The 21,352-nt window shown below is 60.8% G+C and carries 22 protein-coding genes and 1 pseudogene; 14 read left to right on the top strand and 9 right to left on the bottom strand.

Annotation, left to right across the window (positions count from 1 at the left end):
- Positions 1-20: 20 nt before the first annotated feature.
- Positions 21-623 carry a lytic transglycosylase domain-containing protein gene (locus AC15MQ_RS17295; protein ID WP_287669987.1) on the bottom strand — a complete coding sequence of 201 codons (603 nt, stop codon included), beginning with the start codon at positions 621-623 and terminating at the stop codon, positions 21-23.
- The gene (locus AC15MQ_RS17290) at positions 611-2,335 is read right to left on the bottom strand and encodes a proline--tRNA ligase (protein WP_483080792.1); all 1,725 of its coding nucleotides are present in this window, start codon (positions 2,333-2,335) and stop codon (positions 611-613) included. The genes AC15MQ_RS17295 and AC15MQ_RS17290 overlap by 13 nt, the downstream gene beginning before the upstream one ends.
- Before the next feature lie 230 nt (positions 2,336-2,565).
- Between AC15MQ_RS17290 and AC15MQ_RS17285 the strand changes: the two genes are divergently transcribed.
- The 3 genes from AC15MQ_RS17285 (at position 2,566) to coq7 (ending at position 4,353) form a co-directional block, all read left to right on the top strand.
- Entirely contained in the window at positions 2,566-3,111 is a 546-nt protein-coding gene (locus AC15MQ_RS17285) for an RNA pyrophosphohydrolase (RefSeq protein ID WP_287653585.1), read from the top strand.
- An 89-nt stretch (positions 3,112-3,200) separates the two neighbouring features.
- Complete coding sequence (locus AC15MQ_RS17280) at positions 3,201-3,683, top strand: CNP1-like family protein (RefSeq protein WP_287653612.1); 483 nt, start codon at positions 3,201-3,203, stop codon at positions 3,681-3,683.
- Between the two features lie 46 nt (positions 3,684-3,729).
- Positions 3,730-4,353, top strand: a complete 624-nt coding sequence (gene coq7 / locus AC15MQ_RS17275; RefSeq protein WP_287653586.1) for a 2-polyprenyl-3-methyl-6-methoxy-1,4-benzoquinone monooxygenase — start codon at positions 3,730-3,732, stop codon at positions 4,351-4,353.
- 36 nt (positions 4,354-4,389) lie between these two features.
- On the opposite strand, the gene AC15MQ_RS17270 is transcribed toward coq7, so the two are convergent.
- Positions 4,390-4,809, bottom strand: coding sequence for an OsmC family protein (locus tag AC15MQ_RS17270; RefSeq protein ID WP_483080791.1), 420 nt, complete (start codon positions 4,807-4,809; stop codon positions 4,390-4,392).
- 790 nt (positions 4,810-5,599) lie between these two features.
- On the opposite strand from AC15MQ_RS17270, the gene rplM reads away from it, so the two are divergent.
- From rplM to erpA, 4 genes are all read left to right on the top strand, one after another.
- Positions 5,600-6,028, top strand: coding sequence for a 50S ribosomal protein L13 (gene rplM / locus AC15MQ_RS17265; protein WP_287653588.1), 429 nt, complete (start codon positions 5,600-5,602; stop codon positions 6,026-6,028).
- A 9-nt stretch (positions 6,029-6,037) separates the two neighbouring features.
- On the top strand, positions 6,038-6,430 hold the full coding sequence (rpsI, locus tag AC15MQ_RS17260; protein ID WP_287653589.1) for a 30S ribosomal protein S9: 393 nt from the start codon (positions 6,038-6,040) through the stop codon (positions 6,428-6,430).
- Positions 6,431-6,523: 93 nt separating this feature from the next.
- Positions 6,524-7,552: an N-acetyl-gamma-glutamyl-phosphate reductase gene (gene argC, locus AC15MQ_RS17255; RefSeq protein WP_287653613.1), complete on the top strand. Its 1,029-nt coding sequence runs from the start codon at positions 6,524-6,526 to the stop codon at positions 7,550-7,552.
- A gap of 268 nt (positions 7,553-7,820) precedes the next feature.
- Positions 7,821-8,171 (top strand): iron-sulfur cluster insertion protein ErpA, encoded by a 351-nt coding sequence (erpA, locus tag AC15MQ_RS17250; RefSeq protein ID WP_034941160.1) that lies wholly within the window; start codon positions 7,821-7,823, stop codon positions 8,169-8,171.
- A 26-nt stretch (positions 8,172-8,197) separates the two neighbouring features.
- Here the strand turns inward: erpA and AC15MQ_RS17245 are convergent, their stop codons facing one another.
- Positions 8,198-9,160 (bottom strand): COX15/CtaA family protein, encoded by a 963-nt coding sequence (locus AC15MQ_RS17245; RefSeq protein WP_483080790.1) that lies wholly within the window; start codon positions 9,158-9,160, stop codon positions 8,198-8,200.
- Positions 9,160-10,209, bottom strand: coding sequence for a COX15/CtaA family protein (locus tag AC15MQ_RS17240; protein ID WP_287653591.1), 1,050 nt, complete (start codon positions 10,207-10,209; stop codon positions 9,160-9,162). The genes AC15MQ_RS17245 and AC15MQ_RS17240 overlap by 1 nt, the downstream gene beginning before the upstream one ends.
- Positions 10,210-10,505: 296 nt before the next feature.
- On the opposite strand from AC15MQ_RS17240, the gene AC15MQ_RS17235 reads away from it, so the two are divergent.
- From AC15MQ_RS17235 to AC15MQ_RS17210, 6 genes are all read left to right on the top strand, one after another.
- Positions 10,506-10,655, top strand: a complete 150-nt coding sequence (locus AC15MQ_RS17235) for a hypothetical protein (RefSeq protein ID WP_287669996.1) — start codon at positions 10,506-10,508, stop codon at positions 10,653-10,655.
- A 31-nt stretch (positions 10,656-10,686) separates the two neighbouring features.
- A complete protein-coding gene (locus AC15MQ_RS17230; protein WP_324573169.1) occupies positions 10,687-11,226 on the top strand; it encodes a cupredoxin domain-containing protein in 540 nt (179 codons plus the stop codon).
- A gap of 16 nt (positions 11,227-11,242) precedes the next feature.
- Entirely contained in the window at positions 11,243-12,937 is a 1,695-nt protein-coding gene (locus AC15MQ_RS17225) for a cbb3-type cytochrome c oxidase subunit I (protein ID WP_483080789.1), read from the top strand.
- 63 nt (positions 12,938-13,000) lie between these two features.
- Complete coding sequence (cyoE, locus tag AC15MQ_RS17220; RefSeq protein ID WP_483080788.1) at positions 13,001-13,966, top strand: heme o synthase; 966 nt, start codon at positions 13,001-13,003, stop codon at positions 13,964-13,966.
- 17 nt (positions 13,967-13,983) lie between these two features.
- Complete coding sequence (locus tag AC15MQ_RS17215) at positions 13,984-14,868, top strand: SCO family protein (protein WP_483080787.1); 885 nt, start codon at positions 13,984-13,986, stop codon at positions 14,866-14,868.
- Positions 14,869-14,986: 118 nt separating this feature from the next.
- Positions 14,987-15,112 (top strand): hypothetical protein, encoded by a 126-nt coding sequence (locus AC15MQ_RS17210; RefSeq protein WP_483080786.1) that lies wholly within the window; start codon positions 14,987-14,989, stop codon positions 15,110-15,112.
- A 426-nt stretch (positions 15,113-15,538) separates the two neighbouring features.
- Here AC15MQ_RS17210 and AC15MQ_RS17205 read toward each other — a convergent pair whose 3' ends face one another.
- From AC15MQ_RS17205 to AC15MQ_RS17190, 4 genes and pseudogenes are all read right to left on the bottom strand, one after another.
- Positions 15,539-17,602 carry a M13 family metallopeptidase gene (locus AC15MQ_RS17205; RefSeq protein WP_483080785.1) on the bottom strand — a complete coding sequence of 688 codons (2,064 nt, stop codon included), beginning with the start codon at positions 17,600-17,602 and terminating at the stop codon, positions 15,539-15,541.
- Between the two features lie 371 nt (positions 17,603-17,973).
- Positions 17,974-18,575, bottom strand: a pseudogene (locus AC15MQ_RS17200) (tyrosine-type recombinase/integrase).
- Between the two features lie 225 nt (positions 18,576-18,800).
- On the bottom strand, positions 18,801-19,910 hold the full coding sequence (locus AC15MQ_RS17195) for a HAMP domain-containing sensor histidine kinase (RefSeq protein WP_483080784.1): 1,110 nt from the start codon (positions 19,908-19,910) through the stop codon (positions 18,801-18,803).
- Positions 19,910-20,596: a response regulator transcription factor gene (locus AC15MQ_RS17190; protein WP_287653604.1), complete on the bottom strand. Its 687-nt coding sequence runs from the start codon at positions 20,594-20,596 to the stop codon at positions 19,910-19,912. The genes AC15MQ_RS17195 and AC15MQ_RS17190 overlap by 1 nt, the downstream gene beginning before the upstream one ends.
- A gap of 48 nt (positions 20,597-20,644) precedes the next feature.
- Here AC15MQ_RS17190 and AC15MQ_RS17185 point away from each other — a divergent pair, with 48 nt between their 5' ends.
- On the top strand, positions 20,645-21,292 hold the full coding sequence (locus AC15MQ_RS17185) for a Spy/CpxP family protein refolding chaperone (RefSeq protein ID WP_287670001.1): 648 nt from the start codon (positions 20,645-20,647) through the stop codon (positions 21,290-21,292).
- Positions 21,293-21,352: the final 60 nt, after the last annotated feature.

Raw genomic sequence — 21,352 nt, 5'->3', positions numbered from 1 at the left:
TCCCGGCATTCAATACAGGGTCAGCGCAGCGCCAGCTTGCTCTTCGAATACGACCACTGGTTCTGCCACGCCATGCGCACGATGTTGGGGTATTCGGCCTGGCCAAGGCTGCCGTTGTAGCGACCCAGCGCACGGAAGAGATCACCCCGTTCGATGTCGAGGTAGTGGCGAAGAATCGTACACCCGTAGCGCAGGTTGGTACGCAAGTGGAAAAGGTTGTCGTCGCTCAAGCCGACGACCTTGATCCAGAAGGGCATGACCTGCATGAACCCGCGTGCGCCCGCCGTTGACACGGCGTACTTCTTGAAGCCGCTCTCGACCTGGATCAAGCCGAGCACCAACTGCGGATCGAGACCCGCGCGCGTCGCCTCGTAGTGCACCGAACGCAGGAATTCAAAGCGTGCTTCGCGGTCGGGTATGCGCTTTTCCAGGCGGCGCGACATCTCCGCCAACCAGTCGATCGCGTCCATCGAATCCTGAAAGGAACTCCGCGGTGGCGCCCGATCCGAAACTGATCGCGACAGCGCCGCCTGCACACTTGCCGAGAGGGGCTCGTACTTCTGGGCACCGGCGTGCGCAACCAGAGGTAGCAGAAAAGCGCAAAGCGCGATCAGGCTGCGCACAGGCGAGCCTTCAGAAACTGGACGATCTCTGCGGTCGGCACCATTTGCAACTCGCGGTCGACCCGGCCCTTGTACTCGAGTTTTCCCTCCGCGAGGCCGCGCTCGCCGACGACCACCCGGTGCGGGATACCGATCAGTTCCATTTCGGCGAACGCGACGCCCGGACGTTCGTTTCGATCATCGAGCAGAACGTCGATCCCGGAACGCGCCAGATCGGCGTAAAGGGCGTCGGCGGCCGCCCTCACCGCTTCGCTCTTGGCATAAGCCATGGGAACGATGCACACCTCGAACGGCGCAATCGCCGCCGGGAAAATGATTCCCCGTCCATCGTGGCCTTGCTCGATGGCTGCCCCGACGATACGAGTGACACCAATACCATAACACCCCATTTCCATCAGGCGGCTCTGCCCGGCTTCGTCGAGAAAACTGCATTTGAGTGCTTCGGCGTATTTGCTGCGCAGTTGAAAGATATGGCCTACCTCGATGCCACGGCAGAGTTCGAGCGTGCCGCGGCCATCGGGAGAACGATCACCGGCGACGACATTCCGCAAATCGCTGACCAGCGTCGGCTCCATCAGGTCACGACCGAAGTTCACGCCAGTCAGATGAAAACCCACCGCATTGGCACCACACACGAAGTCGCTCATCACCACCACGCTGCGGTCGGCGAAAACCGGCACATCGGCAACTCCGACCGGACCGATATAGCCGGGCGGGCAACCAAGCGCCGCGACGATTTCGTCGTCGCGCGCGAAGCGGAACTCGCCGAGGGTCTTCTGTGCCTTGAGCTCGTTGAGGTTGTGGTCGCCGCGCAGCAGGATCAAAGCAAACCGGTCAAGGGTGCCTGAGGGGGAACTTGACACGATGGCGATCGCCTTCACCATCCGGGTCAGTTCGATGTCGAGGAGTTCGGCGACATCCTCGCACTTGACCCGTCCGGGTGTGGCCACCTTCTGCATGACGGTGCTCGCGTCCGCGCGTCCTGTTGATGGGGCCAGCGCCTCCGCGAGTTCGACGTTGGCCGCAAAGCCGGAGTCGGGGCAATAGGCCAGGGCATCCTCGCCGGAATCCGCCAGCACATGGAACTCATGCGATCCCGTTCCGCCAATCGAACCGGTATCGGCGGCGACGGCACGGAATTTCAGCCCGAGACGATTGAAGATACGCGTATACGTGTCGAACATGTTGCGGTATTCGCGTTGCAGGTCTTCGAAGCTGCTGTGAAACGAGTAGCCGTCCTTCATCAGGAATTCGCGGCCGCGCATGATACCGAAACGGGGTCGGATCTCGTCGCGGAACTTCACCTGCACCTGGTAAAAGTGCAGCGGCAACTGACGGTAGCTCCTGACCTCCCGGCGCACGACATCGGTAATCACTTCCTCGTGCGTCGGACCGATCACGAAATCGCGCTGATGCCGATCCTTGCACCGCAACAACTCGGGACCATACTTTTCCCAGCGCCCGGACTCCTGCCATAGTTCCGCCGGCTGTACGGCCGGCATCGACAATTCGATGGCCCCGGCCCGATTCATCTCCTCGCGGACGATCTGCTCGACCTTGCGCAGCACCCGCAGCCCGATCGGCATCCAGGTGTAGATTCCGCCAGCCAGCCGTTTGATCATCCCGGCGCGGAGCATGAGCTGGTGACTGACCACCTCAGCCTCAGACGGTGCTTCTTTGAGAGTGGAAATGAAAAACCTGGAGGTGCGCATGGGAATGAACTGACGGACGGCGAAGGCACAATCTTACTAGACAGAGGGTCAAACTGCGACCCCCAATAGCACACCGAACCAACCCTCGTCGGCGCAGCGGATGCAGCCGCAGGGGAACGGCTCCGGCAAGAGGAGCGAAAAACCACCCGCCCCTCGGTCACGGTTTGCTTTCCAAGGCTGTTGAAATGTGGAAAAATGCGTCCAATCAATCAATTTGCAGGTTCTAAATAATGCTTGACCGTGAAGGCTATCGCCCGAACGTCGGCATCATTCTTTGTAACGCCAGGAACGAGGTCTTCTGGGGCAAGCGAATCCGAGAGCATTCATGGCAGTTTCCACAGGGTGGCATCAAGCGGGGCGAAACGCCCGAGCAGGCGATGTACCGGGAGTTACATGAAGAAATCGGTCTGCTACCCGAGCACGTATTCGTTCTCGGCCGAACGAAAGACTGGTTGCGTTACGACGTGCCAACGCACTGGGTAAGGCGCGAATGGCGTGGCAGCTACCGAGGGCAGAAGCAGATCTGGTTTCTGCTGCGGCTTGTCGGACGCGACTGCGACGTCTCGTTGCGCGCCTGCGACCATCCTGAGTTTGACGCCTGGCGCTGGAACAACTACTGGGTATCGCTTGACGCGGTCATCGAGTTCAAGCGGCGGGTGTACGAGCAAGCCTTAAATGAGTTGGCCCGTTTTCTCAATGCCGATCAGCGTCGCGGGCGCAGCCCACCAGCTCACGAGCAGTTCTCCGCAATTCCTGATATCGCAGGCAAGGAATGATTCGACCTCCGAATTCGCTGTCGTTCCGCACGGCACCCCGGTGGTGCTTGCCGTTGCCGACACTGGCACGCTGCCTTTGGCCCTTGTTGATGGTGGTTTATGCTGCAGGTACGGCGGCGGCAGCCCTCCGCGAAGCGGACGAGAAGCCCGCCGAGGAGATCGAGGTGAAATTCCCGGCGTCTCCACAGGCGGAAAACCTGATCCCGTTTGTCGTCAGTGCGACAACCGACAACCAGTTCATGATCGACGGAGAGTCGTTCAATGTGAGCGGCAACGGCGTGCTGCGCTTTACGCTGGTGATTGTCAGCCCCTCCGGCGCGCGCAATGTGAGTTACGAGGGCATGAACTGCTCCACCGGGGAGCGTCGGCTTTATGCATTTGGCCGCCCGGACGGCACTTGGTCGAAAGCACGCAACGACCAGTGGACGCGGATCATCGAGAACTCGCTCAATCGCCACCATGCAGCGCTCTTTAGCGAGTATTTCTGCCCCGTTGGGGTGACGCTTCGCGATGCCGATGACGCTCGGCGTGCTCTCCGTTACGGCGGACATTCATCGACCATGCAGCGCTAGGACCCTGTCCAGTGGCTCCGATAGCGCAGCACCAAGAAAGCAACACATGCTTACCGACCGCTTCCTCATCGAGTTCGACAAGGCCCTGCGTACGCTTTTCGCACCCGCCGCGAGCCTTCGCCAGAGACCCGGAAGCGACGAGCCGGAGGCGTCATTTTCCGATCATGAACGGGCGCATGCCGGGGCCCTGATGCGGATCAATCACGTTGGCGAGGTCTGCGCGCAGGCCCTCTACCAGGGGCAGGCCCTGACCTGCCGTGATCCGCAGGTACGACAGGCGCTGGAGAAGGCCGCCAATGAGGAAACCGAACACCTGGCCTGGATCGAGCACCGCCTCTCCGAACTCGGCGGGCGCACCAGCCTGTTGAATCCCGTCTGGTACCTCGGTGCGCTCGGCATCGGAATTGCCGCCGGCAAACTCGGCGATCCCTGGAGCCTCGGGTTTCTCGCCGAAACCGAAAGGCAGGTTGAGGCGCACCTCGACCATCACCTCAAGGAACTGCCGAGCCAGGACAACCGGTCGCGGGCGATCGTGGAGCAGATGCGCCTCGACGAAATCGCGCACGCCGAAACGGCCATACGTCTTGGCGCGCGCCAATTGCCCGCATCCGCAATCAAGGCCATGCGGCTGGCATCGCAGACCATGACGCATACCGCGTATTACCTCTGACCGTCGAGGTGCCAGCGCTGGCCGGTGCTGGGTGGGTCAGGCTTCGACGATCTCGAAGTCGTGGGTGATCTCGGCGGTCTTGCCAAGCATGATCGACGCCGAGCAGTACTTGTCCTTTGAGAGTTCGATGGCACGCGCCACCCCTTCCGGCTTGAGTTGCCTGCCGGTAACGCGAAAGTGGAAATGAATGCGGGTAAACACTCTCGGTTCGACGTCGGCACGCTCGGCCTGCAGGCTGACTTCGCATCCGGTCACTGCATGACGCCCCTTCTTCAGAATCAGGACAACGTCGAAGGCGGTACACCCGCCGGTCCCGGCAAGTAGCAGTTCCATCGGTCGAGGCGCCAGATTGCGCCCACCGGCCTCTGGCGCGCCATCCATCACTACCGCGTGATTGCTCTCCGTTTCAGCAATGAACGACGCCCCGTCCCCGGTCCACCTCACCTTGCATTCCATGTGCTACTCCTTTTCCAAAGACCGTTGTGAGGGGACGTCGGACTTATATATCAGCCAAACCTGCGTTGGCCGGCAGCGCCGCCAGCCCGCGGTACTTGACTGAACGCTCCCCTCACGGCCCCGACAGGGGCCACGACAAGCGACCGCCCAGCCTTCGCCCCAAACCGTGATTGTAGCGCCAAGTACCGCTTGATACGCCAACGTCACAAATGCTGCGGCGCAACATAAAAAGTCAGAAAACCGCCATGGATATCGTCAATTTTGATTACGTATCATGCAAGGCATATCATTTTATGTATGCAACTTGTTGAACATTATTTATTTATAGGGCAGACGTCGCTTGACGTTCACCGGCGCAAAAAAAATATGGCGCAATGCACAAAAAATACTTGACCCTCAGCCTGGGAAGATCCATAATCTCTTCAACGTAACGACTTTGCTTCAGGCCTTTCCGGCCAGATTCCCTTGTCTCCTCCACCCTCCTCCTTTGGTGTGGATTTAGCGCGGCTCCAACGAGCCGCGCTTTTTTTTGCAATCGCGGCGCGCAGCTTTGAACCACGCTGTCGCCCGGCAACACCGCCTGTTGCGCAGAATTGGGCTGCGCAAGGCACTTGAGCAGCTCACCGGCATGGCATGCAACGCGGGCCCTGGTCGCTTGATCCGCGTTTCTCCCGACACGCAGAAGCCGGTGCAGTCTGTCAAATCAGCAAAACAGCGATTGACAGGTCTTGCGAACTTGCAATAAGATGCTGGGCTTTCCGTTATCAGGCAAAAAAGGACGGCGTTTTTGATGAAGACTTTCTCTGCCAAATCGCACGAAGTGCAGCGCGAATGGCTTCTGGTTGATGCCACGGACAAGGTGCTCGGTCGCCTTGCAACCGAAATTGCGCGCCGCCTGCGTGGTAAGCACAAGCCCGAATTCACTCCGCACGTGGATACCGGCGACTACATCGTCGTAACCAATGTCGAAAAGTTGCGCGTCACTGGCAACAAAGCTGAGGACAAGAAATACTATCGCCACTCGGGGTATCCGGGCGGCATTTACGAAACCAGCTTCACCAAGATGCAGCAGCGTTTCCCGGGACGCGTCCTTGAGCAAGCGGTAAAGGGCATGCTCCCCAAGGGACCGCTCGGTTACGCCATGCTCAAGAAAATGAAATGTTACGCCGGTGCAACCCATCCGCACGCTGCCCAGCAGCCGAAGGTTCTGGAACTCTAAGGGGTCACAATGGCTGAAAATTACTTCTATGGCACCGGGCGGCGGAAATGCGCCGTGGCGCGGGTTTTCATGAAGCGCGGCAGCGGCAAGTTCGTCGTGAACGGCAAGCCAGTCGATGAGTTTTTCTCGCGAGTCACGGGCCGCATGATCGTTCGGCAGCCACTGCAACTGATTGAGCAAATGGCAGGCTTCGATATTCTGGTCAATGTCGCAGGCGGCGGTGAATCCGGACAGGCTGGAGCGGTACGGCATGGTATCACTCGGGCACTGATCGCCTATGACCTGTCGCTCAAGCCGGCACTATCGAAAGCCGGATTCGTTACGCGTGACGCTCGCGAGGTGGAACGCAAGAAGGTCGGCTTCCACAAGGCTCGCCGTCGCAAGCAGTTCTCCAAACGTTAAGCGAGTCCTGCACTGCAGGGAAAGCCGCCTTTGGGCGGCTTTTGTGTTTTCGGGAGTGGGAGTCTATCATTGGCCACTATCAGGGAGGCTCGCATGATCAAGGTTGGCATTGTTGGAGGTACCGGCTACACGGGCGTAGAATTATTGCGCCTTCTGGCGCAACATCCTGAGGCAGAAATCGTAGCCATCACCTCCAGGGGGGACGCGGGCACTGCCGTCTCCAGCATGTTCCCCAGCTTGCGCGGGCGACTGAGCCTCAAGTTTCAGGATCCGGCCAGCGCCAATCTGAAAGCTTGTGACGTGGTCTTCTTCGCCACGCCAAATGGCGTGGCGATGCAACAGGCACCGGCGCTGCTGGACGCTGGCGTGCGCGTCATCGATCTGGCGGCCGACTTCCGCATCAGGGATGTGGGCGAGTGGGGCCAGTGGTACGGGATGCAGCATGCCAGCCCGGAGTGGGTTGGAAAAGCCGTCTATGGCCTCCCAGAACATCATCGCGCGGCCATTCGCAACGCTCAACTGGTGGCCAACCCCGGCTGTTACCCAACGGCTGTGCAATTGGGCTTCATGCCTCTGCTCGAAGCCGGCCTGGTGGAAGTCGATCATCTCGTGGCGGACGCCAAGTCGGGCGTATCCGGTGCTGGACGCAAGGCCGAAATCGCTGCCCTCTTTTCAGAAACCGCGGATAATTTCAAGGCCTACGCCGTCGCCGGCCATAGACATCTGCCCGAGATTCGACAGGGCTTGTCGACCATGGCCGGCAACCCGGTCGGCCTGACCTTCGTACCACACCTGACGCCGTTGATCCGTGGCATTCATGCCACCTTGTACGCGCGCATCAAGACCGAAGCGGATTTCCAGGAGGTATTCGAAAGCCGCTACAAAGCCGAGCCGTTTGTCGATGTCATGCCTTCGAATTCGCATCCGGACACCCGCTCGGTACGCGCCGCAAATGTCTGCCGTATCGCCGTTCACCGGCCTCAGCAGGGAAATATTGTGGTTGTCCTGTCGGTCATCGACAACCTCGTCAAAGGCGCTGCCGGACAGGCTGTGCAGAACATGAACATCATGTTCGGATTGCCGGAAACAGAGGGCCTGTGGCAACTGGCAGTGCTACCCTAGCGCTCGACCCAATGATTGCTGCGCCAGCGTTCGGGAAAGCTCTGGAACTCCTCAGCACTGTCCGTGTCGAATGCGCGTGTTCGCTGTGGCCTCAACGCAAACCCCGGGCGTTGCACAGGGGGAGCGATGGATCGCAACGCAACATGCTTGCCGCAAAGCGCCTGATCGATCAGGCAGGCGCCATTTGTAGAACCCTAACCAACCGTGTGTCACCGCGCCTGGCTTGAGCAGGCTACTCACCCAGATTCAGTATCAGGAGGATAGCGTAATGAATGTAGCAACCGAAATGCCGATGCCCTTCGTCTTCACCGACAGCGCGGCTGGCAAGGTGAAGGAGTTGATCGAAGAGGAAGGCAACCCGGACCTGAAACTGCGCGTATTTGTCACCGGTGGTGGCTGCTCGGGTTTTCAGTATGGCTTCACCTTTGACGAGGTCGCCAATGATGATGACACGGCGCTGCAGAAAAACGGCGTCACCCTGCTGGTCGACCCGATGAGCTACCAGTACCTCGTTGGTGCTGAAATCGACTACACCGAAGGGCTTGAGGGTTCGCAGTTCGTTATCAAGAATCCCAACGCCTCATCGACTTGCGGCTGCGGTTCGTCGTTCTCGGTGTAGTTGCGGCAAGGCACCGCTTTGCGGCTTCAGACACTGCTGGCGCACACATTTACTGCTGGCGACAGACTTCTTCGGAGCAGCGTCGCCACTGCCGCCAGCAGTGCCGCAGCACACACTCCGTGGCTGATCGCCAGCCCAAGGCTGAAGCCACTGATGACGGTCAAGGTACCCAGCGCGACTTCGGTTATGAGCAGGACGAGCACCAGCATCGCTGCCCGGCGTCGTTGTTCATCGCGCATCGCCCGTACCGCCGCGGTGCCCAGCAAGATCAGCGTGCACATTGCGCTGTAGCGGTGCAGCAAATTCAGGGTGACGCCACCGGGATCGCCGGCTTGCGGCACCGAAGTCAGGATCGACAATGGCTGGAGTGCCGTCCAGCCGGCCGCTGTCGGCCACCACCGGCCGGCACAGTCCGGAAACGATGGGCAGGACGGCGCGGCGTAGCCTGAACCGAGCAGCGCCCCCAGGACCAAAGTACTGGTAAGGACAACGGCCCCGACGCGCAGCAAGAGCCTCGGCTCGTCCGGTTGGTCGAGCGCAGATCCGGGGCGACTGGCCAGCACCACCCGCCACGAGAAGCTGACCAGACCGAGGCCACCCAGGATGTTCAGGAAACCGACCGGCATCAGCCTGGGATCTGAACTCCAGATTCCAAGCGCCGAGAGCGCCAGCATCAACAACAGCAGCAGCGTCGCCGGAGCGGCCGCCGACTCGATCATGGGTCGCCGCCGACACTGCCAGACCAGCGTGCAGGCCAGCAGCAGCGACAACGACGCGGCGGCGCGATGCAGCAGCCGCGCGACGCCGAAATGCTGTTCCTGCGGTTCACCACTCAGCAACGCCCCATAGCAGGCGGGCCAATCGGCACAACCGAGGCCGGCACCGTCGAGACGAAGGTAGGCACTGAGCAACACCACCAGCAGCGAAAGCGCCGTCAACAGCAGTGCCAGCGCGCGCACTTTCCGCAGGCGCAGACCCAGGCTGGCCATCAGGTGGCGCCGCCGGACGAGGGCACCGCGCGTAGTTCGTGATTCAACCACAACAGCACACCCAGGACGACCATGGCGCCACCCTGATGCGCGGCACCCAGACCCACGGGAACCGCCAGCAGCAGTGTCGCAATCCCGAGTCCGATCTGCGCGAGGAGCACGATCAGCAACAATGTTGCCGCCAGCCGCACCCTACGGGAGACGACTGCGCGGCTGAGCTTCCACCAGAGCCAGGGCACGAGGAAGGCCAACAGCCACGCTCCCAGGCGATGGTCAAACTGGACCAGGGCCATGTTGTTGAAGAAATTGAGATACCACGGATCGATGATGAAGCTCTCCGGCGGCAGCACATGCCCGTGCATCAGCGGAAAGGTATTGTAGGCCTTGCCGGCGCGTATCCCGGCAACCAGGCCGCCACTGACCACCATGTAGCCCACGAGTAACGCCAGCCAGAAAGCGACGCGCTGCAACTGCCGCAACTGCACATCATGGGTGGTACGCACGCGCTCGGAAAGCAAGCCCAGCGCCAGCCAGAACATCGCGACAAAGATCAGGAATGCCAGCGACAGATGCGCGGTCAGGCGGTAGTGGCTGACACGAGGATCGTCGACCAGTCCGCTCTTGACCATGTACCAGCCCATTGCCCCCTGCAGACCGCCCAGCACGAAGATGCCCAGCAACTTCGGTACCAGCGCAGGGGCGAGTTTGCGTCGCAGCCAGAAATAGAGAAAGGGCAGGAGAAACACGACGCCGACCAGGCGTCCCAGCACGCGATGCCAGTACTCCCAGTAGAAGATGCCCTTGAACTCGGCAAGTGCCATCCGATGGTTCACCTGCTGGTATTCCGGCGTCAGCTTGTATTTTTCGAACGTATCCTCCCATTCCTGCTGGTTCAACGGCGGGATGACGCCGACGATCGGTTGCCACTCGACGATCGACAGACCCGAGTGCGTCAGCCGCGTGACACCACCGACAACCAGAATGGCAAAGACCATGGCACTGCAAAGCAGCAGCCAAAGCGCGACTTGTCGGCGAGCGACTTTATCCATGACATGTCACCGGGGAACGGAAAAAGGGGAAAAGGCGCGAATTATATGCCCTTTGTCGCGCTCCTTGAGGGCCGCGCCGGCTGCGACATTCAGCCGCAGGTCTGGCGCTGCGACACAGATGCCAGCAGGCTTTGCCGGTGCCCGCATGGTCTCCCGTTCTTGACGTGAATCAAATCAATGAACACCTGCCTGCAGGTATTCTGTGGCCAATTGTGCCCCAAAAGCCCAAGGAATTCGACTTATCTGCAACCCGGCATGCGCCGCGCGCGCCAATCAGTGATGGAGGATACAAAAACATGGCCGACCACAACGATGACGACCTTCCGTTCATGCAAAAGCTGCTGGACAACCACTTCCTGCTGCTGTTTCTCGGCGTAGCCTCACCTGGGCTGCTCTATATCCTGTGGGGCATCATCGACATCATGAATACGCCGGTCGCCAGATAGGTCCATCCGTTCACATCAGGGAGAGTCAACTATGAGTGCAATTCTGCCGCCGTCCGATCGGCTCTGGTGGAAGCAACCCATCGACAAGGTCGAATGGGCGTGGATCGGGATCGCCTTCGTCTGGGGGATGATCATGTTCGTGATGATGATCTATTGGCATATCTACGGTAAGCAGAACCTGTCCAACGAGGCCTACAAGACCAGCCCGGAGATGTTCGCCGCCAAGGCCGAGAAGTTCATCGCCGAGAACACCGTGCGCACCGAAACCGAGCAGCAGATCCCGGTGGTCAAGGTACCGGCCGGCGGTGACGGCTACCTGATTGCCCGCCTGTGGGCCTGGTACCCGATCCTCGAACTCGAAAAAGGTCAGACCTACAGGATTCATCTGTCTTCCATGGACTACAACCATGGCTTCTCGCTGCAACCGGTAAACATCAACATCCAGGTGATCCCCGGCTATGAACATGTCGTCAAGATGACGCCGACCAAGGAAGGCACTTACGCCATCGTCTGCAACGAGTACTGCGGCATCGGCCACCACTCGATGCTCGGCCGTATCTACGTGAAATAAGAGGGGGAGTAAATTGATGGCAACCACCTACCGTACCTGTCCCGTCTCCGGACTGCAATTCGAGGACCAGGCCGAAAAGCTGATGCGCTGGAACGCCGTTGCCGGCGTACTCTGGCTGCTGGTCGGCGGCATTACCGCGCTGCTGGTCATCCTCACCCGCTGGCCGGCGATCAAACTGCTGCCGGCCGACCAGTTCTACCTGATTCTTACCGCCCACGGCATCGACATGCTGATCCTGTGGATCCTGTTCTTCGAAATGGCCGTACTCTACTTTGCCTCATCGACGCTGCTCCGCTGCCGACTGGCAACACCGAAGATTGCGTGGCTCGGCTTCTGGCTGATGGTGATTGGCGGCATCACGACCAACATCGCCATTTTCCAGGGCGAATCGAGCGTGATGTTCACCTCGTACGTCCCGATGCAGGCCGCGCCGCACTTCTACCTGGGAATCATCCTGGTGGCCGTCGGCGCACTGCTCGGCGTCGCCGTCTTCTTCGGTACCCTGGTGGTCGCCAAAAAGGACAGGACCTACCAGGGCTCCCTGCCGCTGGTGACATTCGGCGCGCTGACCGCAGCGATCATCGCCACGTTCACCATCCTCGCCGGCGCCGGCATCCTCATCCCGACCTTCCTGTGGTCGGTCGGCCTGATCAAGGAAATCGATGCGCAGTTGTACCGCATGGTGTGGTGGGGATTGGGGCACTCCTCGCAGCAGATCAACGTCGCCGCGCATGTCTCGGTCTGGTACCTGACGGCGGCGGTAATCTTCGGTGCCAAACCCCTGTCGGAAAAGGTCTCGCGCTTCGCTTTCCTGCTCTACATCCTGTTCCTGCAACTCGCCAGCGCGCATCACCTGCTCTCCGACCCCGGCATGAGTGCAGAATGGAAGGTTCTCAACACCTCCTATTTCATGTATTTCGCGGTGATGGCCTCGATGATCCACGGCTTCACGGTCCCCGGCGCGATCGAGGCGGCACAGCGACGCAAGGGCTACACCAACGGCCTGTTTGAATGGCTGCGCAAGGCACCCTGGGGCAACCCGGTGTTCTCGGGCATGTTCATTTCGCTGGTCAGCTTCGGTTTCCTCGGCGGCATCTCGGGAGTCGTGCTCGGCACCGAGCAGATCAACATGCTGATGCACAACACCTTCTACGTTCCGGGCCATTTCCACACCACGGTGGTGACCGGCACGACGCTGGCCTTCATGTCGATCACCTACCTGCTGGTGCCGGTGCTCTTCCGGCGTGAAATGATCCTGCCCAAGTTGTGCCAGATCCAGCCTTACCTGTTCGGCATCAGCATGTCGGTGCTCGGACTGGTGATGATGGGCGCCGGCACGCTGGGCGTTTCCCGCCGGCACTGGGACATGGCCTTCTCCGGCGCGCCGTTCCAGTATGAATGGCCGGGCGCGGCCTACCTGATGATGGGCCTGACCGGCATCTTCGGCGTCATCGCCGTGATCGGCGGCGGGTTGTGGATCCTGCTGGTTGTCGGGTCGCTGCTGTTTGGCAGGAAACTCGACGGCGGCAAGGTGGCGGACCGGCCGACGCCGATCCCTGCCAACACCCAGGCGGCTTCGGCTGTCGCCCACGGCAGCGACCACGTCGGGGTCCCCGGCACGGTGGTGCTGGCGCTGCTGCTGCTGGTGTCCTTCGTCCTCTACTACTTTGTTAACTGGAAGTACCTGTCCGAAGTCTGGTTGCTGAGCTGATTCGGCAATCGCCCCCACGCCACTGGCGTGGGGGCCTGCCTGAATCCCGCCGCCTGGAGCACAGTGCCGACGCAAACAACTCTGCACCCACCCGCCTTCAACCACCTGATCGCCACGCTATCGACGCCAATGCCCAGCACACTCCCATCGAACAGCACCCCCGGCTTCCCTATCCGTGCCATTCTGGGCGTTTTCAAGCTGCGTATCGGCATCGTCATCACCTTTACCGCACTCGCCGGACTCGCCGTCAGTGCTGGCCCCAGCCTTAGCCTGCTGCAACTGCTCGTGCTGACGCTGTCGGTGCTGGTCTCGTCGGCCAGCGCCGGCGCCTTCAACCAGTATTACGAACACGACAGCGACCACCTGATGTCGCGCACCAGCAAGCGCCCCTTCGTCACCGGCGAAATCCGCCATGGTCCCATCTGGCTGCTGGTGATTGCCGCCCTGATGGCACTGTCGGTGGGCGCCGCGTGGATCGCACTCAATGCCTGGTCAGCGCTGTTCGTTTTCCTCGGCGCCTTTTTCTACGCCATCGTGTACACCGTCTGGCTGAAACGCCGCACCTGGCTGAACATCGTCTTCGGGGGGCTGGCCGGTAGTTGGGCGGTCCTCGCCGGGGCGACCGCAGCCGATCCGCAATTGCGCGCGGTGCCGCTGGCTCTCGCGCTGGTCCTTTTCCTGTGGACACCACCGCATTTCTGGAGCCTGGCGATCGCTTACCGCGACGACTACACCGCCGCCGGCGTACCGATGCTGCCGGTCGTCGTCGGCGACCAACGCGCAGCCGACACGATCCTGTTCAGCACCCTGATCCTGGTTGCCGCCTCCTTGCTGCCGCTGGCTTTCGGCCTCGGCGCGATCTACTTCGCCGGCGCCGCCAGCGGCGGCTTCCTGTTCATCCAGAAGGCCTGGCGGCTGACGCGCGAACCCAACCGCAAATCGGCAATGGTCTGCTTTCATGCCTCGCTGATGCAATTGACACTGGTGCTGCTGGGGGCCATCGTGGATACCCAGCTACGGTTCTGGTAATTGATGGACACCTCGCGGTGACTCTGCAGCGTTTCGCACGCACGTTCGTCGTCACACTCTTCCTGTTGGCCGCGAACACCCCACTCGCCGACGACGCGGCGGCCGACAAGCCCAGGCTCACCGCTCGTCCACAGGGTGTCAACGGCACGCTGACACTGACCACGCTCGACGAGAAGGCTGCCTTCGCGTTGTCGCAAAGCGCCATCGGCAAGCCGGTCGGCGACTTCGTCCTGCTTGATCGCCAGGGGCGACCGGTCGAACTGTCGCGCTACCGGGGCAAGCCGCTGCTGGTCACCTTCATCTATACCGCCTGCTTCCAGGTCTGTCCGACGATCACCCGCAACCTGCAGAAAGCAGTCGACAATACCGTCAGCGTCATGGGCGCCGACCGCTTCAACGTCATCAGCATCGGCTTCAATCAGCCCTTCGACTCACCGGCGGCGCTCAGCGACTTCGCCCGGCAATACGGCATTCACCTGTCCAACTGGGAGTTCCTGAGCCCTGCCCCGGCCATCGTCGGAGAATTGACCAGCAATTTCGGCTTCAGCTACATCGCGACCCCCGCTGGCTTCGACCACATCAACCAGGTCACCCTGGTCGACGCCGAGGGCAGGATCGTCCGCCAGGTCTATGGCGAGAAGTTCACCGCCGCGGATCTCGCCGAACCGCTCAAGCGCCTGATCACCGGCTCGGCCATCCCGCCGGAGGTCGGTACGCTGCAGGAGATCATGGCGCGTGTGCGGATCCTCTGCTCGGTCTACGACCCACTCACCGGCCGTTACCGGACCAACTACTCGCTTTACTTCCAGTTCGCCGGCTTCCTAACCTTCGTCGTCTTCATGATCTATCTGTCGGTCAATTTCTGGAAGAACCGGCGCCGGAGCGAAACGAAGGCCCCCTGAACGGCATGGCTTCAGGCCGGGCAAGACCCGACGGCAACCCGGTGACAGACGCACGCCTGGAGCACGGCGGCATCATTTGAGCTTTCCAGGACGCCCCGCGTTGTGGCGAGGCAACTCAATGACCTGCGCAAGCCGTCTTCCCGCAGCAGGCTTGTCGGAGAAGCGCTCGGTGCATGTCAACGCGGGCCGCGAAGACGATCAGGACAGCCCTCGCGACGATCGCCGCCGCCTGGGCGACACGTAGCGCAGCCATGCCGACGGTCAGCCGTGCGCCGCAGCCCAGAGGACGCCGAACCGGCGGTCAGATCAATTCGGGGTAGGCGGACCGCAGTCGACGACCCTCAGCGGCCGGTCGCGCCGTCGGAGGTTCAACGGCCGCTATCCGAGTGGAACTGTCGCTCGAGGCGCCCACTCACGGTCAGCACCTTGGCCAATCAGACGTTCGGCTGTCTTTTCGGCTCAAACAGAATGGCGTCGGTTACCGGCAACTCAGCGGAGAATCGTCGAACGAGAGATTCCAAAATTGTGCATTCACATGCCGTGAGTATGGGAAGACAGCATGTCGACCACGCAGTCAGCCGCCTGTCTGAGTTGACAGATCACGCGATAAACGGACCCATTCCTGCCAGCTTTGCTCAATTTCCGGCTCGATTATGCCGATTGGCGTGCCCTACCAAATTCGGGCCCGATCCTTCGGCGCCAGCCACATCGGGTCACCAGGGCGAATGCCGAAAGCCGCGTAGAACCCCGGCTCGTGCTGCGCTGCTGCGTAAGCGCGATACTGACCGGCCGCGTGTGGATTGGTCGCCGTGATCTGGCGCAGGAAACCCTCTCGTATCTTGTCCGACCATACTTGGCCCCAGGCGATGAAACAGCGCTGCGCCTGACTTAGCCCGTCGATCGACGAGTCTTCCTCGGGGTGCGCCTTCAGGTACTTGGTCAGCGCACCATAGGCGAAGGCGATACCGCCGACATCCGCGAGATTCTCCGTAACCGTCAGTTCGCCGTTGGCTTGGAGGCCGGGCAGTACCTGATAGTTACTCGATTGGCGAACCAGTTTTTGCGTCTCCTTGTTGAACTTGACCTCGTCCATCTTGACCCACCAATTGCGGGCGCGGCCGATTTCGTCGTAGTGGCGGCCCCCCGAATCGAAACCATGGGTTATTTCATGTCCGATCACGGCACCTATGGCGCAGAAATTGGTCGCCGGATCGCCCTTCGGATCGTAGATCGGCGGCTGCAGGAAGGCGGCGGGAATCTCGATGGCATTGCGCAGCGGGTCGTAGCCGGCATTAATGAGCGTCGGTAGTGTCTCCGACGGATTGGCGAACTCGTCCTCGGCAACGGGGCCACCCCAGCGCGCCAGGTTGCGCTGAGCGAGAAATTCGGAGATGCGCTCCAGATCGCCGAAGTATTCACCGGGACGAATGTCGACGGCGGAATAATCGATCCATTTCTCCGGATAGCCGACCGAAATCTTCACCTTGTCGAGCTTGTAAAGGGCCTGCTGGCGGGTCGCCTTGGTCAGCCAGGTGTTTTTCGCGAGCCGAGAACGGAACTCCGCATGGACCCGACCGACCATGTCCTCTACGGCCCGTTTCGATTCGGCGCTGAAGTTCTTCTCGACGAAGAGTCGTGCCATCGAGTGACCGATCGTGCCGGCAATGGTATCCAAGACCTGTTTCGACCGCGTCGGCAGAGCGAAGCTGTCGCCGAAATAGGTCCGCGACAAGGCCAACTTGGGTTCATTGAAATCGGGAGAGAGCCCCCCGGTGACCCGTCGCAGGTACTCCCACATCAGCAACATCTTCAGATCATCGAGCGACAACTCGGACAGGATGGCGCTGCGCTCGGCCATCGCCTTCGTCTCGACGGCGGTCACCTCGGTCGGCGGCGTCAGCCCGATGGTCGCGAAGTAGGCATCCCAGTCAAAAGCCGGAGTCAGCGCTTTCAGTTCTTCGTAGCGCATCAGGAGATAACGCTTATCGGGTTCGTTCTGATCGAGCAGGGGCTGGCGGACCTTGGCGATCCGTGTCTCGATGGCCAGCGCCTTGTCGGCGAAGGCCCTGGACTCGCTGATGTTGAAGCCGGCAAGGACGAGGGTATCGGTCACGTTCTTCAGATAGGCCTCGCGATACCTTGCCGCCTCCGGCTTGTAGTAATCCTCGAAATTGCTGAGCAGCAGCGAACTGTCGGAAACGACGAAGATGTACTTGCTTTTGTCGCGGATGCCGGGTGTCACTGCACCACCCAGCATAATTGTGTCGTTGGTGGCAAGTTGGAGACGGGCGATCTCGGAGGGCAGTTGCTGCTTGTCGCTGATCGCGCGAATGCGCTGGAATACCGGTTGCAGTGGGGCGTTGCCAAGCGCCTTGAGCCTTGCTTCGTCCATGCCGGCGGCGTAGAGATCGCCAACCTGCTGGGTCGGGCTGCCCTTCGGCGCCGACGCCGCCTTTCGCGTGGCCTCCTCGACAAGCTGACCCAGCAATACGTCAGTGCGCTTGGACATCAGGGAGAGTCCGGAAACCCCCTTCTGGTCAGCGGGAATTTCCATGGCGTCATACCATTTTCCGGCCGCGTAGCGCGTAAAATCCTTGCGCGGGCTGACCGAAGTGTCCATCTTGCCGACCGAGAAGCCGACCGGGTAACCGAAGGTCGGTGCTTCCTGGGCGCTTACCGCAGCGGCAGCGAAAGCGGTCGCCAGCGCGACGACAATGGTGTTGTGGCATTTCATGGTTTATCCCCTTGTGTTACTTGTCATTTGCCCGTGCGAGGCCAGCCCCGGCTGGCGACACCGCCGCGCTTCGGTTCGCGGGGGAATCTTGGCGGCAAACAGTGCCCCGCCGAGTAAATCATCCCTGCTTCCCTAGCCTGTCTAAGGGCAGTTTGGCCGAGCAAACCCGTTCGCAAACAGGATCTGGGTCCATGGCTGTTCAGGCCGACGTGCTTGCGTAGGCACTCCGTCAGGTTCTGGGGTGGAGCTGCCTCTCGAATGGCAACGTCTGGGAACGGATGACCGGCAGGTTGTGGCCGATAGCACGAATTCGACATGATGCCAGAAAGCGGCCGCACGGGTGATGTGCTTGTGCAGCCGCAAGGTGCTGGTTAGATCTCAGTCTGCTCCGAAATCTCCAGCGCATCGTCAACCTCAATGCCGAGGTAGCGAACTGTACTTTCTAGCTTGGAATGACCAAGTAACAACTGGACAGCCCGCAGGTTCTTCGTGCGCTTGTAGATCAGCGTTGCCTTGGTTCTCCGCATGGAATGCGTCCCGTAGGCCGATGAGTTCAGGCCAGCAGATTCGGCCCAATGATGCACGATACGCGCATATTGGTGTGTCGAAACGTGGGGCGACTTCGCCACTCTGCTCGGGAACAGAAACTGATCGCCTCGCAGATGCGATTTTTCCAGCCAGGCTGACACCGCCGCCCTTTTAGGCTCCGTTAGCTCGAACTGCACCGGCCGTTGCGTCTTTCTCTGAATCACCATGGTCCGTGGGAGAACCTGGTTCCCATGCGTGACGTCGCGAACGCGTAGGCTGACAAGATCTTGCTGTCGATGGCCAGATTGAACATGGCGAGGTCGCGAACCGCATGTGCATTCTGGAGGTAGATACGGATGGCCCAGATGTCCTTCGGCTTGAGGAGTGGCTTATGGCCGACGAGCTTTCCCTTGTTCCAGGCTCCGCGCTTGTTGATGGTTTCCATGACTGACTCCTTGTTTGTTGATCGGAGTCATATTGTTCGGTCTGTGCGGGAATGGCTGCTGTGGGGTAGGATGCTGTATGCGGGCTGACGGCCATCAACGGACGTCCGAAGTAGCGAAGGTCCCGGGGGTCGAACGTCGGGTAATCGATGCCGAGCAGACTTTTCGCCGAGAAAGTTACCGTCTCGTGGTCTGAGAAGCTGAGTACCTGGCTGATCTTACGTTGCCTAAAATGGCGCCTTGCCGATGGGCAACTCTATCGTCAACAATAGCCCGCCTTCCGGTCGATTCGTCGCAAATGCCCGGCCGCCGTGTTTCTCGGCGATCCGCCGCGTGATCGCCAAGCCAAGGCCATAGCCGGAGGACGATGTCGCGATACTGCTGCGGAAAAACGGATCGAAGATCGCCTGAGCATGGGCTTCAGGCACGCCGGGGCCGCGATCGGCGACGGTGATCCTGCATATTCCGTCGGCTACTGAGGCGCCGATTGACACCGGCCCGCCTTGCGGCGAATGAAGCACGGCGTTGCGCACGAGATTTTCGATGGCGCGATGGAGCAGTTCACAATCGCCCGGTACCCGTGGTTCGCCGATCAGGGCAAGGTCGATCGTGCAGCCCCTTTCGTCAGCCTCAATGCGCGCGTTTTCGGCAATGTCGGCAATGACTTCACGCAGATCGACGCTTTCAGGAATAGCATCCTGGATGCCCGAATCGAGCCTGGCCAAAGTCAGCAATTCGCCAATCAGCCGATCCATTCTTTCGGTGTCGCGCACGATGCGTTCGGCAAGTTCCGCACCGCGTTCAGGCTGCTGCCGGATCAGCTCTGCTGCCGCCTGCAGTCGAGCCATCGGCGAACGGAGTTCGTGCGAGACATCGTGCAGCAAGTTCCGCTGGGCGAGCAGCAGATCACCCAGCCGGCCAGCCATGTCATCGAAATTCTTGCCGAGATCGGCGAGTTCGTCGTTTCGCCCCCCCATCGCCGGGCCCACCCGCGTGTCAATTTCGCCACTGGCAACCGCGGCAAAAGCGCCGCGCAAGAGGCGGATCGGGCGGGCGAAATACCAGGCCAGCAAGCCGGCAAAGAGCAGGCTGACCAGACTTCCGGCCGCGATCGGCAGCAAGGGCAGCGACATCCCCGGTTCCATGGGCGGCCCGCGATGGGGTGGCGGGTGACCCTCCATGCCGGAAAACTCCGGCGGTGGCGGGCCGGGAACGACCAGTCCGGGGCCAGGAAAGTGCTGCGGCCGGAGTATCCAGATCGCCGTTCCGACGCCCGCCGCGGTGACGAACTGGGCCAACCAGAAAATGAAGAAGAATTTCCAGAAAAGACGTCCCATTATTCGACAACCAGTTGATAGCCTTTGCGGATAACCGTCTGGATGCACGATCGCCCGTCGGCCAGATTGCCTAGCTTCTGCCGGATGCTGCTCATGTGCACATCGATGCTGCGGTCAAAGCGCGTCAGGGCACGGCCCAGCGCCTCTTCCGACAGCTCGGCCTTGCTGACCGGTCGCCCGGCGTTGCGGGCGAGTACTTCTACCAGGTTAAATTCCGTGCTGGTAAGTTCGAGAGCCTTGCCGTCGCGTTCGGCGCGACGCTGTGCTGACCAGACAGTGAGGGAACCGCTGACGATCACGCTAGGCATCGCCGCCACCTGCCCACTTGAGCGCTTGAGAATGGCACGGATTCGTGCGGCCAGCTCGCGTGGCGAGCAGGGCTTCGGCACATAATCGTCTGCCCCCAGCTCAAGCCCTGCAATGCGGTCGAGATCATCGCCGCGCGCCGTCAGCATGATCACCGGCAGGCTGCTGCCGGCGCGGATCAAGCCCAGGGTAGCGATACCGTCGATGCCCGGCATCATCACGTCGAGCACGACGAGCTCGTGTTCGCCCGAAAGCGCCAAGGCCGCCCCGGCGATGCCGTCGTGCGCGGCCGTGACGGCAAACCCTTCGCGCTCCAGATAATCGCGCAGCAACTCGACGAGTTCGACGTCGTCATCAACCAGCAGTATCCGGTGCTTCATTTTCCAATCCGTGAAAACCGATGATCGCAATCATAGGCCGCATGCTCCATGCCGAAGGATCTCTTTACCGGTTTTTACTGCCTGATTAACGGCCCTTTACGTCGCCAGCTCAGAAAATACGGTCGTCACACAGAGCTGCCAATCGGGCAGTTCAACTCACCAAGGAGAAACGACATGAAGTTGAAACACAAGCAAATGCTGGAACGCTGGGCACTGGGGCTCGCGATCGTCGCCGTGCCGCTCGTGGTGGCAGCGCATGGCCCGACACCCGACGCGCCGGGCATCGGCCTGCCGCCGCCCATGATGGCCGGCGCAGCCCCCTTTCTTCCGGGTGGCATGCCGCCCGGCATGCTGCCGATGGTGATGCTCGATCCGATGCGCGGCGTGGAGTTGACTGAAGCACAGCGGGACAAAGTGTTCGCACTGTTGCACGCCGAGATACCGGCCGAGCGGGAAGTGATGAAGCGGGTGTTCAAGACGATGGAGGAGATGCGAGGTCTTGCCACCACGCAGCCGCTTGACCTTGAGCGGGCGCGTGCACTCGCCGATCGCCACGGACAGGCCGTCGCCCAGTTAATGCTGATGCATGTGAAACGCGATGCTAGCGTGCGTGAGCTGATGACTCCAGAACAACGCACGCAATTCGACGCCGCCGGCAAAGCATCCGATCCGCGAGCTGTTTTCAAACGGCCATGAATTGCGGCGGTGTACGCCGGGAGACTAGGTGCGAACCGGTCTCCCGTTGTCGCCGGCGGA

Source organism: Candidatus Accumulibacter propinquus, from assembly GCF_056856495.1.
This window is presented reverse-complemented; position numbering and strand designations above follow the sequence as displayed.

Excerpts from the sequence above, each read along its gene's own strand:
- AC15MQ_RS17230 (WP_324573169.1), top strand. The coding sequence starts at position 10,687 with ATGAGTGCAATTCTGCCGCCGTCCGATCGGCTCTGGTGGAAGCAACCC.
- AC15MQ_RS17240 (WP_287653591.1), bottom strand. The coding sequence starts at position 10,209 with ATGGATAAAGTCGCTCGCCGACAAGTCGCGCTTTGGCTGCTGCTTTGC.
- coq7 (WP_287653586.1), top strand. The coding sequence starts at position 3,730 with ATGCTTACCGACCGCTTCCTCATCGAGTTCGACAAGGCCCTGCGTACG.
- AC15MQ_RS17195 (WP_483080784.1), bottom strand. The coding sequence starts at position 19,910 with ATGGGACGTCTTTTCTGGAAATTCTTCTTCATTTTCTGGTTGGCCCAG.
- AC15MQ_RS17205 (WP_483080785.1), bottom strand. The coding sequence starts at position 17,602 with ATGAAATGCCACAACACCATTGTCGTCGCGCTGGCGACCGCTTTCGCT.
- rplM (WP_287653588.1), top strand. The coding sequence starts at position 5,600 with ATGAAGACTTTCTCTGCCAAATCGCACGAAGTGCAGCGCGAATGGCTT.
- AC15MQ_RS17270 (WP_483080791.1), bottom strand. The coding sequence starts at position 4,809 with ATGGAATGCAAGGTGAGGTGGACCGGGGACGGGGCGTCGTTCATTGCT.
- argC (WP_287653613.1), top strand. The coding sequence starts at position 6,524 with ATGATCAAGGTTGGCATTGTTGGAGGTACCGGCTACACGGGCGTAGAA.
- rpsI (WP_287653589.1), top strand. The coding sequence starts at position 6,038 with ATGGCTGAAAATTACTTCTATGGCACCGGGCGGCGGAAATGCGCCGTG.
- AC15MQ_RS17285 (WP_287653585.1), top strand. The coding sequence starts at position 2,566 with ATGCTTGACCGTGAAGGCTATCGCCCGAACGTCGGCATCATTCTTTGT.
- AC15MQ_RS17245 (WP_483080790.1), bottom strand. The coding sequence starts at position 9,160 with ATGGCCAGCCTGGGTCTGCGCCTGCGGAAAGTGCGCGCGCTGGCACTG.
- AC15MQ_RS17210 (WP_483080786.1), top strand. The coding sequence starts at position 14,987 with ATGACCTGCGCAAGCCGTCTTCCCGCAGCAGGCTTGTCGGAGAAGCGC.
- AC15MQ_RS17290 (WP_483080792.1), bottom strand. The coding sequence starts at position 2,335 with ATGCGCACCTCCAGGTTTTTCATTTCCACTCTCAAAGAAGCACCGTCT.
- AC15MQ_RS17185 (WP_287670001.1), top strand. The coding sequence starts at position 20,645 with ATGCCGAAGGATCTCTTTACCGGTTTTTACTGCCTGATTAACGGCCCT.
- erpA (WP_034941160.1), top strand. The coding sequence starts at position 7,821 with ATGAATGTAGCAACCGAAATGCCGATGCCCTTCGTCTTCACCGACAGC.
- AC15MQ_RS17190 (WP_287653604.1), bottom strand. The coding sequence starts at position 20,596 with ATGAAGCACCGGATACTGCTGGTTGATGACGACGTCGAACTCGTCGAG.
- AC15MQ_RS17225 (WP_483080789.1), top strand. The coding sequence starts at position 11,243 with ATGGCAACCACCTACCGTACCTGTCCCGTCTCCGGACTGCAATTCGAG.
- AC15MQ_RS17235 (WP_287669996.1), top strand. The coding sequence starts at position 10,506 with ATGGCCGACCACAACGATGACGACCTTCCGTTCATGCAAAAGCTGCTG.
- AC15MQ_RS17280 (WP_287653612.1), top strand. The coding sequence starts at position 3,201 with ATGGTGGTTTATGCTGCAGGTACGGCGGCGGCAGCCCTCCGCGAAGCG.